Source organism: Kribbella sp. NBC_00482, from assembly GCF_036013725.1.
In the GTDB taxonomy this organism is placed as follows: domain Bacteria; phylum Actinomycetota; class Actinomycetes; order Propionibacteriales; family Kribbellaceae; genus Kribbella.
Map to the genome: position 1 here is coordinate 5,053,886 of NZ_CP107881.1, position 13,306 is coordinate 5,067,191.

5 protein-coding genes are annotated in these 13,306 nt (G+C 69.0%); all 5 read right to left on the reverse strand.

Annotated elements, in window-relative coordinates; genetic code table 11:
* Positions 1-4: 4 nt before the first annotated feature.
* Genes OHB24_RS24795 through OHB24_RS24815 form a run of 5 tightly spaced genes read right to left on the reverse strand, consistent with a single transcriptional unit; the run spans position 5 to position 12,973 of the window.
* The gene (locus tag OHB24_RS24795) at positions 5-1,129 is read right to left on the reverse strand and encodes a glycosyltransferase (protein ID WP_327633226.1); all 1,125 of its coding nucleotides are present in this window, start codon (positions 1,127-1,129) and stop codon (positions 5-7) included.
* Positions 1,130-1,909 (reverse strand): alpha/beta fold hydrolase, encoded by a 780-nt coding sequence (locus tag OHB24_RS24800; RefSeq protein ID WP_327633227.1) that lies wholly within the window; start codon positions 1,907-1,909, stop codon positions 1,130-1,132.
* Positions 1,906-2,202 carry an acyl carrier protein gene (locus OHB24_RS24805; RefSeq protein ID WP_327633228.1) on the reverse strand — a complete coding sequence of 99 codons (297 nt, stop codon included), beginning with the start codon at positions 2,200-2,202 and terminating at the stop codon, positions 1,906-1,908. Before OHB24_RS24805 ends, OHB24_RS24800 begins: the two co-directional genes overlap by 4 nt.
* The gene (locus OHB24_RS24810) at positions 2,199-6,356 is read right to left on the reverse strand and encodes a type I polyketide synthase (RefSeq protein WP_327641098.1); all 4,158 of its coding nucleotides are present in this window, start codon (positions 6,354-6,356) and stop codon (positions 2,199-2,201) included. Before OHB24_RS24810 ends, OHB24_RS24805 begins: the two co-directional genes overlap by 4 nt.
* 2 nt (positions 6,357-6,358) lie before the next feature.
* Positions 6,359-12,973, reverse strand: a complete 6,615-nt coding sequence (locus OHB24_RS24815) for an SDR family NAD(P)-dependent oxidoreductase (protein ID WP_327633229.1) — start codon at positions 12,971-12,973, stop codon at positions 6,359-6,361.
* Positions 12,974-13,306: the final 333 nt, after the last annotated feature.

The window sequence follows — 13,306 nt, forward strand, 5'->3', positions numbered from 1 at the left end:
CGGGTCAGGTCAGTTTCTCCAGGTGGTCGGCGGCGGTGGTGGTGCCGCCGGCTTGCTGGAAGGAGTGGGCTATGCGTTCGGCGGCGGTTCGGAAGGTGTCGTCGGTCAGGACCCGCTCGACGGCGGTCGTGAGGTGAGCCTCGGTCGCTCGGCCGAAGCGGAGGCGGACTCCCGCACCCGCGGTGACGACCTGGGTGGCGACGATGGGCTGGTCGTCGCGAATCGGTGCGACCACCAGCGGTTTGCCGTGCCACAGCGTTTCGCAGACCGTGTTGTGGCCGGCATGGCAGATGACCGCGTCGACGTGTGGCAGCAGGGCCAGTTGGGGCACCTGGCTGCGGACGAGGATGTTGTCCGCGGTCTCTCCGAGTACGCCGGCCGGATCGACGACCACCGCGCGGACCTTCAGGCCGGCCAGCGCGTTCACGGCTGTGTTGAGGAATCGGGAGCCGGCCTCGTCGTTCGCCGTCCCCAGTGAGACGAGAACTGTCGGCGTACCAGGATCCAGCCAGTCCCAGGGGAAGTCAGTGACCGGCCGCTGGGTGATCGACGGTCCGACCAGCCAGGCGCCGCGGTCGACGTCGCCCAGGAGCTCGCGGGTCGTGAAGGCGAGGATCCCGTACGGCGAGAAGCGCGGATCCGCCGTACTGCGATCAGCAATGCGTCCGCGCAGACCCGCGATCAGCCCGTCCAGCCACTCGACCACCTTCGGCATGCCGGCCAGGGGATCGGTGAGTTCGGCCGACGTCGTTGCCGAGGTCACCCACTGCAGCCCGAGTTCGTCGGCGATCAGCGCACCTGCGAGCGCCTGCTGATCGGCGACCACCACGTCCGGCTCGAACGCCTCTAGAGCCGTCCGTACCCCAGGAGCCATGGCATCGGCCAAGGGGATCAGGAAGCTCTCCCACAGGAACTGCAATGCGGCCGGTCCCTTGAGCTCGGCAGGGCGCTCCACCACTGTCGGCAGGTCACACGGATAGACCACGGCGTCTGGGCTCAGGCGTCGTACCAGCTCCGCATGGCCGGCCCACACGACCTCATGGCCCCGGGACCTGAGCTCGGCGGCGACACCGACGAGTGGATTGATGTGCCCGACCAGTGGCGGTACGACGAACAGGTAGCGGGCCACCTACTCGACCTCCACCAGGGACAGCGACCGAACCCAGTCGAGGACCTGTGCCGACACCTCGGCTGTCCGCTCGATCAGCACCGAGTGGCCCTGCTCGGGGAGTACTACCACCCGGCACTCGGCCAGCTGGGCACGAAGGTGGTCGACCTGTTCCATCAGCACCGACTCGTCGCCGTACAAGGCCAGCACCGGACACTGTACGTCGGCCAGCCCGTCGTCGATCGTGCGACTCAGGAACACGTCCTCCGCGATCGTGGTTTGCTGCAGCAGCTTGCTCGCAGCCTTGGACAGCCGGGCTTCGTGACTGCCGCGTGCCTCCGTGATCAGGGCGATCGCCTCGTCGGTAGCCAGCCAGGGCTTGGCCTTGGCGAGACCTTCGCCGAGCCGCTGGGACCATGCCTCGACCGGCGGTTCGGCCTCGATCGCGATCACGCTGGCCACCCGGTCCGGTTCGGCTGCCGCCAGTCCGAACGCGATGCTCCCGCCGTACGAGTTGCCGACCAGGTGCACGGGCTCGGTGACGTCCAGCGCGTCCAGCAGGCCGGACAGGTCGGCGATGTGCTCCTCGAGCCGGTATCCGGTCGACGGGCGGCTGCTGCGGCCGTGTCCGCGCAGGTCGTACATGATCACGTCGAGCCCGGCAGCGGCGAAGGCAGGGCCGAGCGTGAAGTAGTAGCTGGCCAGGCTGTCGTAGAGCATGCCGTGGATCAGTACGACCTTCGGACCGCCGGACCCCAGTCGCTGGACGTGCAGGTCGAGCTCACCGACCCGGACCTTCACCGGAGTGCCTCCACCACGAAGACGACGAGCTCACCGACGGTCAACGCGATGATCTCCTCCAGTTCCTTGTCCGCGACGAACGCGGCGAAGTTGATCCGGTCGCCGTAGTGCTCGCGCAACTGGCCGGACAGGGTGACCAGGTCGATGCTCTCCAGCTCCAGGTCGTCATGGAACTTGGTCGCCATGGTGATGTCGGCGTCCTCCAGCCCGTACTCCTCCAGCAGCACGCGCAGCATCCCGGTGAGGTCCGCCAGCACGGTCGCTTCGTCGGCTCCCACAGTCTCTGCAGTCATCTGTCCTCACTTGTCCACGCCACGATGTACTCCCTGCTGTCCGGCCCTGGCACCTGTGCGGTGCGTACGTCGTACTGCTGCCCGTCGACCTGTACGACGAGCCGGTCGTCGTACATCTCGATCACCTCGAACCGCTGCGGTGCGCCGCGGAGTCCGGTGCCGAGCAACTTCGCGACGGCCTCCTTCGCCGTCCAGAACCGGGCGAACCGGATCGGGGTCGGTTCACCCATCAGCTCCAGCTCGGCCGGACCACAGGCGACTGTGTAGGTGCTCGCCGGTCGTTCGGCGATCTCCTCGATGTCGATCCCGCACGGCCGGTCCCGCACGATGGCGACGCCGGTCTCGCCGCGATGTGCGATCGACACGGTCAGTGCAGGCAGCTCGCGGCCGTGAATCCCTACCGCGTAAGGCATCCCGGACGGCTGATTGCGGATCTCGATCTCGGCCGGATAGATCTCCCCGTCGACGGTTCGCCACAGATGCCGTCGTACGGCGTCCTTCGCGGCGATCCGGCCGAGGAGCCATTGCCGCCGGCCGGCCGGCGGACGGTCCGCGTACTGCGCTCGTTCGCTGCTGCCGAGCTGGTTGCGCATGATGAGCTCACGGGTGGCGAGGTCGGGCCACTGCTCGTGGACGATCGACCACCCACCGGGCTGCGGATCGGACAGCAGTTCACGGCCCGGGCGACGGTCGGTGGCGCGGATCCTCGGGTTGCTGTCGAACCGCCGGTCCCGCCAGCCGTGGAACTCGGCCCACACCTGGTTGTCCAGGACCAGCTGCATGTCTGCTTCCAGGGCGGTGTCGGAGACCGCGGTGATCTTCACCAGGCACTCGAGTTGCCGGCCTGGTGGCGGATGCGGGCCGTAGAACGTGATCGAGTCCATGCCGACCGGGAACACCGTCGTGCGGTCCGGGAGCTCGGACATGATCCAGTAGCCGAGTACCTGGCCGACATTGTCGAGCAAGGCGCCTGGAGCCGCCGGAGTCGTCAGCAGAGCGCGCACGTGCCGGTCGCCGATGGCAGTGAGCTCGCTGACGCCCTGGAACTGCGGTCCGTGGAACATCCACCGCTCGCTGTACAGCTCGGCGGCCGTAAGGCCCGGCTTGCGTTCCCGGTCGAAACGCCAGACCTCCGGTGGATTCGCGTACGCCGTAGCAAGTTGGACGACCGCCCGCGAGTAGTCGCCCAAGGCAACTGCCACTCGGCTGGGCCCCTGCGGCTGGACGTCGATCGGCACAGCGATGGCCGGGACAGCGGTGATCCACTTGGACAGCCGGACATCGTGTACGGCGACAGCCTTCGCTCCCGTGGTGGTCTGTTCGGCCACACCCATCAAGTAGTCGATCACAGTGGTCCCGGGTACGACTGGCCAGCGGTCACCGTCGTCCGGCCAGTCCGGCCGCTGCTCGAAGAAGCAGTGGTCGAGCAGATACGGCATGGTGTCCACCGACACCTTCCAGACATCGGGTGTCTTGCTGCTTGTCAGCAGCTGAGTGGCGAGGTCGGTGGTCTCCTGGATGAGCGCCGACAACTCAGCTGCGATCGGTGAGCTGCTGCTGAGCGACTGAAGCGTGTTGACCCCTGTACTCAGCCGGGGACGCTTATCAAGACTCACCAGCGCGCCGCCGAGGTTCAGTGGGACACCAGAGCTCGTTTGTAGGCTCTCGGCCCAGAGCGCTGTCTGCACACGCTGGAGCTGCGCGAGACCACTCCGGTGCGGCGACTGTGCTGCCACGACCAGGTGCTCGCGGCCGTGCAGCGTGTCGCCGATCAGAGAGCCCAGCTGACCGGCGCCGAGCTGCAGGAAGGTCCGGTAGCCGTCCGCGTACATCGCCTCGATCATCGGCCGGAAACGCACCGGCTCCAGCAGGTGGCGGACGAACAGCTCCCGAACATCCTTGGCCGCCGACGGGTACACGGAGGCGGTCGTCGCCGACCAGACAGGCACCTGCTGCGGGTGCAGCTCGAACTCGTCCGCCGCCGCTCGGATCGGACCCAGGTACGGCGCCAGCATCGGCGTGTGGAACCCGGACCGGAACGGCAGCACCTGGCTGATCACCGCACGAGCCCGGAACCGCTCCACCAACTCGTCGACAGCATCTTGGGGCCCACAGATCAGCGACTGATTCGGCGCGTTGTCATGCGACAGTACGACGTCACTGCGGCCCGCCAGCTCCTGCAGTACGACGTCAGCCGCCGTACCGATCACAGCGAACGCGACTCCTGGCACCCGCAACGCATCCGGATCGAACGTGTCCAGGAACGCGTCCACGTCGTCAGCCGCGTGGATGCCTCCGCACCCCATCGCAGTCCACTCACCGACGCTGTGCCCCGCAAGACCGTCCGGAGAGACGCCTAACCTGCGGAGCGCCCCGTCAAGCAGCCGGCCAAGCTCCAGCACGCCAGTGCCATGCCGACCGACGTCGCCGACCTGTGCGGCCGGTGAAGACCACCGCAGGCCGAAGTGTCGAGCAATGTCGTCAGCCCGTGGCTCGAACTCGCCTTCCAGCCCAGGAAAGACGAACGCCACCTTCCCGCCGAGCGGTTGGGGAGCGAACCAGATGTCGTTCCGCCCTCGCCATGCGCGCCCTTTGGCCACCGCCCGCCGAGCCGTCGCCACCCGCTTCTCGGTCGGGTCCACGATGCCCAACCTGGTTGGCCCGTTGGAGCCCGGCAGCGCGAGCAACTCGGCGTCGGGCCGGTCCAGCAGAGCAGCCAACTCAGAGGGGTTCGCAGCAGCCAGTCTGAGCTCCCGCTCCGGCTCCCACACGCTCACCCGCGAAGCGGCCTGTTCCAGGACCACGTGCGCGTTGATCCCGCCGAATCCGAAGGCGTTCACGGCTGCACGTCGTACGGGGGCCTGCCAGGGCCGTGCCGTCGACAAGGTCTCGAAGCGGGTCTGCGCGAGCGCCGGATGCGGCTCGTCGCAGTGCAACGTCGGCGGCAGTACACCGTGGTGTACGGCGAGCGCAGCCTTGATCAGCCCGGCAACACCGGCCGCAGGCATCAGATGACCGACGTTCGACTTCACTGAACCGATGACTGCCCGCTGGCCGTCGGTAGGCCCGAACACCTCTGCGACCGTGTTCAGCTCAGCAGCGTCCCCAGCCGGTGTGGCAGTCCCGTGCGCTTCGAGTAGTCCGATGGAGCCCGGTTCGGCCGGGTCCAGGCCGGCGGCTGCCCACGCTTGCCGCACTGCACGCGCCTGACCGCCGCTGTCCGGGTTGAGCAGGCTCGCCGTACGTCCGTCGCTGGCCACGCCGGTGCCGCGGATCACGGCGTACACCCGGTCGCCGTCGCGCTCGGCATCCTCAAGCCGCTTCAGCACGACCACACCGGTGCCCTCACCGATCAGGACGCCGTCTGCGTCCTTGTGAAACGGTCTGATCTGCTCACTCGGCGACAGCGCGCCAAGCTGGCTGAACACGCTCCAGATAGTGATGTCGTGGCAATGGTGCACCCCACCGGCCAGTACGACGTCACACCGCCCGGTACTCAGCTCTTGTACGGCGTGGTCGATGGCAACCAGTGAGGAGGCGCAAGCAGCGTCCACCGTGTACGCCGGGCCTCGGAGATCCAGTCGATTCGCCAACCGCGACGCCGCCAGGTTCGGAACCAGGCCGATCGCGGACTCCGGCGCCTCCGGCCCGAGCTGGTCGGTGAAGGCCGCCCGTACGTCGTCCAGCCGCGCGGGATCAAGGTCGGGCAGCAGTTCGCCCAACGTCTTCACCAGCTGGTTCGCCGCCCGGACCCGCTGGTCGAGCCGGACGAGGCCGGGCGTGAGATAGCCACCGCGTCCGAGGATCACTCCGACCCGCTGCCGATCCTCCGGCAGGCGGTCCTCGCCGCCGGCATCCGCGATCGCCTCGGCCGCGACGCGCAACGCGATCAGCTGGTCCGGCTCCGCGTCCCGCACCGAATTCGGCATGATCCCGAACCGGGCTGCGTCCACCTCGGCGTCGACGAACCCGCCGCGGCGGCAGTAGATCCGATCCGCCCGGCGTGCGGAGGGTTCGTAGTACTCGGCATCCCAACGGTCGGCGGGTACTGACGAGATGGCATCGACACCGTTGACCAAGTTGTGCCAGTACGTCGCCAGATCGGGCGCGCCCGGGAAGAGCGCGGCCATCCCGACGATCGCGACCGGGGTCATCGTCACCAGCCGGACGCGGTGTAGACGACCGAGGTCGCCGACTCCGGTCCCCAGGCGAGTTCGCGGAGCAGGCCGAGCACACCTTCCTCCGGGTCGATCAGCGCGATCCCGCGGGCCGCGTACGTGCGCATCAGCTCCGGCGTCACCATCCCGTTGTTCTCCCCGGTCGGTGCCCACGGCCCCCAATGCACCGTCAACCCGCGCCGGCCCGGCCCGGACCAGCGAGTGCCGAGGTGTTCGAGAGCGTCGTTCGCGCTCGCATAGTCGGCCTGGCCGCGGTTGCCGAGCACACCGGCGATGCTGCCGAACAGGACGGCGAACCGCGGCCCGGCCGGGAGCTGCCCGGTCGCGTCGAGCAACGCCTTCGCGCCGTCCACCTTGGTCCGGTACACGTTCGCGAACGAGGCGGCCGTCTTGTCCGCGATCACCTTGTCCTCGATGACGCCGGCCGCGTACACGAGCCCGTCGATCCGGCCGTGCTCTGCATGGATGTCCTTGACGACACCGTGCACCGCCTCGGCATCGCGTACGTCGACCGAGTGATAGCGAACCGTGGCACCGAGGCCGGTCAGCCGGTCGATGGTCGCGCGGATCTCCCGCGCGGACTCGAGCCGGGCGACGCTCCGCTCGATCTCGGCGGGCGAGGTCAGACCGTCGGCGATGAAGGCCGCCCGGAGCTCGGCCGGAGTCGTCGCCGCGGCGACGGCTGGTGATTCGTCGCCGGTCGGCAGCGGGGAACGGCCGAGCAGCTCGATCCGGCACCGCGCGGCCGCCGCCAGCGTGGCAGCGAACCGGGCCGTGATCCCCTTCGCGCCACCGGCCATCAGCACGACCGACTCCCGGTCGAGGTCCAGGGCTGCCACCTCCGCGGCGCCGTCACCTGCCGGTCCGGCGCCAGTGCTGCCGAGCAGGCCGAGTCCGCGTTCCTCCAACCGCAGTCCGTACCTGGTGGTGTCGTTGCCGACCGGCCGCAGTACGACGGGCTCTCGGTCGACGTCGGTCAGCTCGGCGATCAACCCGTCGGCGACGACGTCCGGCGTCGTACCGGGGTCGTGTTCGACGACTCGGGCGATCGTGTCCGGGTACTCGCGAGCGACCGTGCGGAAGAACCCGCGCAGTCCGTCGACCGGTCCGGCGGCGATGATCCACCTCGGCGATCGAGCGAGCACAGCCTGGTACGTCGCGAAGACGTCGGGCAGCGCCACGTCGTCGCCGTTCAGGAAGAACACGCCGTCGCAGGGCAGGGCGGCATCGGTGTGTGACGTCGCTCCGAGTGCCTTCAACTTGTCGGCCACAAGTCGGTCCAGTGCACCGTCGCCGACGAGGAGGAACGTGCGTCCGCTGAGGTCGGTGGCCCCAGCCTCCGCCAACTCGACCTCCGCCAGCACGAGGCGCTTCGGCGCCACGACCTCCGGGGCCGGACCTGGGGCACTCACCAACCCTGGGTTCTGGACGGTCGGAGCTGTCGGCTGAGCGGGAGAGGCGTCGGGTGGGTTCACTTGATGAGTGCTGGAGGTCCGCACCACGAGATCGGTAATGGCGCCGGCGGTCCTGGCCTGCGACAAGGTGTCGATGTCGCTGGTGGGTGGGAGGTTCAGGCGGGTGGCGAGTTCGCCCGCGATCTCGGCGCGTTTGATGGAGTCGACGGACAGGTCGGCTTCGAGGTCGAGGCCGGGCTCGATCATGTCGACCGGGTAGCCGGTACGTTCGGCGATCACCTGCAGGACCGCGGCCAGCACAGACGCCTCGTCGAGCTCAGGGGCGGTCGCCTCAGGTGCAGCCGGCTCAGGGTCGGCGACCACCGGCGGGAGAAGGACCGGTGCGGCGGGCTGAGGTGCGGGAACCACAACAGGTGCCGGAAGGACGGCGGGGGAGCCAGTGGTGCCGAGGTGCGCGAGGAGGACGTCGCGTTGGGCGGCGATCAGGTCGCGGCTGGTACGCAGGAACTCGGCGACCAACTGCTCCGAACCGTTCTGGGCAGGGACGTAGTTCATGGTGTGCTCCGGGGCAGAGAAAGTGACGCGTTGGGCGGGTTGCAGCGCACCGGACGGGATGGCGCCGGTTGCGGTCCGGACGAGTTGCCCGTCCACGGTCCAGCCAGGACGCTTCCGTCGTACCGCGGTCGCGGCGTCGACCGCATCGCGGCCGCGGTACAGCCACGTCGTACGTACGTCGACACCCGCCACCGCGAGCTGAGCGAGTGCCGCGAGGAACCCGGCCAGTCCGGTACGGCGGCGTCCCTCGAGTGCGACCGTGCGGTGTGGCCGATCGCCGAGGATCGCGTCGACCAACCGGGTCAGGGTGGCGCCCGGACCGGCTTCGACGAACACCCGGGCGCCCGCGGCGTACATCGCCTCGACCTCCTCGACGAATCCGACCGGCGACCCGATCTGCGCGCTCAGCTCGGCACGGATCCGCTCTGGGTCGGCCGAGTACTCCCCAGCGGTCCGGTTGGACCAGACCGGCACCTTGGGAGCAGTGATCGGGACGGCTGCGAGCACCTTGGCGAAGGTGTTCCCCGCCTCGGCGACCAACGGACTGTGGAACGCGCACGCGACCGGGATCCGCTTCGCGCCGACCCCGGCGTCCCGCAGGCGCTCGACCGCTTTCTCGACGCCGGCCGTCGTACCGGAGATGACCGTCTGGCGCGGCGAGTTCCGGTTGGCGATCACCACAGCGTCGCCCAGACCGGCAGCCTCCAGCGCCGCCGCGACCGCCGGTGCCTCCGCGGCCACCGCAGCCATCGTTCCCGGATCGTCGCCAGTTGCATCGAGGATCGCTTCCGCACGCGCGCTGCTGCACGCGAGCAGAGCTTCCGGAGTCAGTACGCCGGACGCCGCGAGCGCAACCAGTTCGCCGTAGCTGTGGCCGGCCATCATCGCGGGCCGAACACCAGCCCTCCGCAGCAGCTGATCGGTCGCCAACCCGGCGATTCCGAGAGCAGGCTGGGCCATTCGTGTGTCGGTGATCCGCGCCAACTGGTCCCGCTGTCCCTGCTCGTCGAACGCGGCTGCCGGGAACAGCGCGGTCCTCACAGCCGGTTCCGCGGCCCGCACGAACCGCTGCAGTTCCGGGAAGGCGACGAACAACTCACCGAGCATCCCCGGCCGCTGACTCCCCTGACCGGGGAACAGAAAGGCCACCTCACCCGGTGCACTGTCCTGCTGGAAAATCCCTTCGTGCGGAGCGTCTTCGCCGGCAATCGCTCGCCGTAGCAACGGGGCCAGCGTCTCCACGTCCGCAGCCAAGATGGCTAGTGCGGTACCGCTGCTCCCAGCAAGGTCGTACCTGCGCGCAGCGCTCAGTGCCAGGTCCCGCAGTCGCCACGGCTCGAGGTCACCGGTGTCGGCCTCGACGAGGCGCAGGACCTCTTCCGCGTGCTTCGCAGTACGGAAGAGGAAGAGTTCGGCCGGCCATTCGTCGAAGGACTGCTCGGGCGGCGGTCCCTCGTCGTACGCGGTGAGTACGGCGTGGAAGTTGGTGCCGCCGAAGCCGAAGGCGCTGACTCCGGCGACCCGGTCGGCGGGCGCTGTGGTCCACGGTGCCGCGACCGAGTGGAACGCGAAGGGGCTGGAGTCGGCGTCCCAGGCGGCGTTGGGCGTACGTACGTGCAGGGTCGGTGGCTTGATGCCGGTGTGCAGGGCGAGCGCGCTCTTGATCAACCCCGCCATCCCGGCAGTGCACTTCGTGTGACCGATCTGCGACTTCACCGACCCGATCGCACAGCCGCCAGCCGTCGCACCGGCCTCGGTGAACACGTTGGTCAGAGTGGCCAGCTCAGTGCGGTCGCCGACCACCGTGCCGGTGCCGTGCGCCTCGACCAGGCCGACCTGAGCCGGGGAGAGCCCGGCGGCGCGGTAGGCCCGCTCCAGCGCGCTCCGCTGGCCTTCCGGCCGCGGGGCCGTCAGCCCGAGCGACCTGCCGTCGCTGGCACTCCCGACACCCCTGATGACCGCGTAGACCCGGTCCCCGTCCCGCTCGGCGTCGGCCAGCCGCTTGAGCGCTACGCAGGCGACGCCCTCGCCCAGTGCGATCCCGTCCGCGGACTCGTCGAAGGTCGCCGACCGTCCGCTCGGCGACAACGCGTGCACCGACGAGAACAACAGATAGTCGTTGATTCCGTTGTGCAGATCCGCTCCACCGCACAGCACGAGATCACTGGTGCCGGCTGTCAGCTCCTTGCACGCGACATCGACCGCGGCGAGCGACGACGCGCACGCGGCATCGACGGTGTAGTTGGCCCCGCCCAGATCGAGCCGGTTCGCGATCCTTCCCGCGATCACGTTGGCGAGCATCCCCGGGAACGAATCCTCGGTCAGCCGGGGCAGCTGCTCGTCCAGCCCGTCCGGAAGCTCACCCAGGTACGACGGAAGCACCGTACGCAAGGTGGTCGCGTTCGAGAGATCGCTGCCCGCCTCGGCCCCGAACACGACCGATGTGCGCGACCGGTCGAAGGGCCGGGACTCGTACCCGGCGTCGACGAGAGCGCGCTGCGCGGCCTCCAACGCGAGGAGCTGCACCGGCTCGATGCTCGCCAGCGACGCCGGCGGAATCCCGTAGCGCAGCGGGTCGAAATCGATCTCGGGCAGGAAGCCGCCCCACCGGGACGGTGTCCGTTCGCCGTGGCCGTCGGGCGCGAAGTACACCGCCGGATCCCAGCGCTCAGCCGGTACTTCGGTGACCGCGTCGACTCCGGCGACGACGTTGCTCCAGAACGTCGACAGGTCGGGCGACTGCGGGAACATGCACGCCATCCCGACGATGGCGATGTCCAGCGGCTCGGGCACTTGTTCCGCCTGGCTCGGTTGGCGTAGCTCCACGGCTCGTTGCTCGACGAACGTGGTTGCACCGTCGAGGACGGCAGCGTGCAGCGTCGCCACGGTTGTCGCGGCAGAACGCAGTACTGCGACCTCTCCGGCCATGAACATGCCCTCACCCAGCTGACGAGTATCGTCGACCGGCCGGAGATCGTTGCCGACTCGTTCGATGCCCTTGCTGGCCAGGCGGAGCCGGCCGACGTTGAGCTGCTCGAGTTGCTCCCACGCCTCGCGGCTCGGTACCTCGCGGGCCTGCAGGTCCTGTTTGAACGCGGCGTACTCGTCGGTGAACGGACTGGCGACACACCGGGTCGCGTGGCCGGGCGCGGTCTCCAGCAGATCGGTGCGCTCGGCATCGATCACCTGCTGCCGGAACAGCGGGAGGACGGCACCGGCCTCGACGGCCTCGTCGGTGAACAGGTACGCCGTACCCATCAACACACCGACAGCGGCGCCGGACCGGGCGAGCGGCGCGGCCAGGGTTCGGACCATCGCGGCGGACCGCTCGTCATGGATGCCGCCGGCGAACAACACTTCCAGACCATCCGGCGACTGCTTGCTGTTGGCAATGACATCGAGCTGTGCCTCCCACAACGGGAAGCTGTTCCGCGGCCCGACATGCCCGCCGCACTCGGCGCCCTCGAACACGAACTTGCGCGCGCCGGCCTCGAGGAACTGCTTCAGCAATCCAGGTGACGGCACATGCAGATAGGTGGAGACACCGACCTCTTCGAGTGCCGCGGCCTGCGCCGGCCGGCCTCCCGCGATGATCGCGTGCGACGGGCGGATCTCCCGGATCACCTCCAGCTGCGCAGCCTTGACCTCCTCGGCCGCGAACCCGAGCACCCCGACACCCCACGGCGCCTCGCCCAGGGCGTCCCGCGTCTGCTCCAGGACCGCGCGCGTCTGCTCCGGCCCCGACAGCGCCAACGCGATGAACGGCAGCCCGCCCTCATCGGCAACCGCCTTGGCGAACGCAGCCTGGTCGCTCACCCGAGTCATCGGCCCCTGCACCACCGGCAGGCTGAGCGGCGGCGCCGGATCGGCGGCAGCGAGTACGGCGTCTCGCACGCCCCGCACCGCAGCTCCAACAGATCCATAGGTCTCCAGGAACCGCGATGCCAGGAACACGTCCTGCCCGATCGGCTCGGGTACGGCGATACCGCGCCGGCTGAAGGTACGTCGCCCGTCCACCACGGTGGTCTCGGATCCGTCCGCCGTACTGATCAACGCAGCAAGCTCTACCGGCACCTCAGCCTCGGGGAGGAGAGCCAGTTGAGTGTCCAGCACAACGCCGGCCGCACCACCGACGACGGCCGCGGCTGCAGTGCGCGGGCCGATGCCGCCCCACGCCCACACCGGCAGGTCGAGGTCGTCGTACCCGAGCAACTGCTGCAGCAGGACGAAGGTGCTGAGCTCACCGACGCGCCCGCCTGCCTCGTGGCCGCGGGCGAGCAGACCGTCGGCGCCGGCCTCGGCCGCCAGCAGCGCCTCGTCCAGGCTGGTCACCTCGACCAGGACCCGGTAACCGTCCATCGGCTGGGTGGGCGGAGCTGTCAGTAGAACCGTGTCCACCGCCGCAGGCAGCTCCCCGAAGTCTCCGGACAGCCGTACTCCGAACGGCTTGCTGGTCCACTCCGCTGCCAGCTGGAGGTGCTCTCGGGCAGTCCGGTCCGCGGTGGTCAGGTCGAGTACAGCCAGACAGCCGGCCTGGGCAGCCGCGGCTACGAAGCGTGACGACGGCCGGGCCAGCGGACTGACAGCGATGACCAGATCTGCGGGGCGATGGTGCACGCGCATGGGTGACTCCCATTGAACGGGCGGTACGTGAGGGGAGCGGACACTCAATCGCTTGAACCACTCCCGGTCAATCGATCCCGGAAATTCCGAACACCATTTTTGGATGCCGACAGCAAATGTCTGAGGCGGCAGCGAAATGACCACAGAACTTAGTTATGCGGACACATTCCCGATACATGCGGCGCATTCCGGGCAGCCCGGATTCACGGTCGGCGCAGCGGCGTAGCGCGTCCCCGGTGGCGTCCGGGCCGTCACCGGTCGGATACGATGCGTACGCGGCCGACCTGGTGATCCGGACTGGTCGCACCCGTGTCGATGCGCCGGTCGCAATGG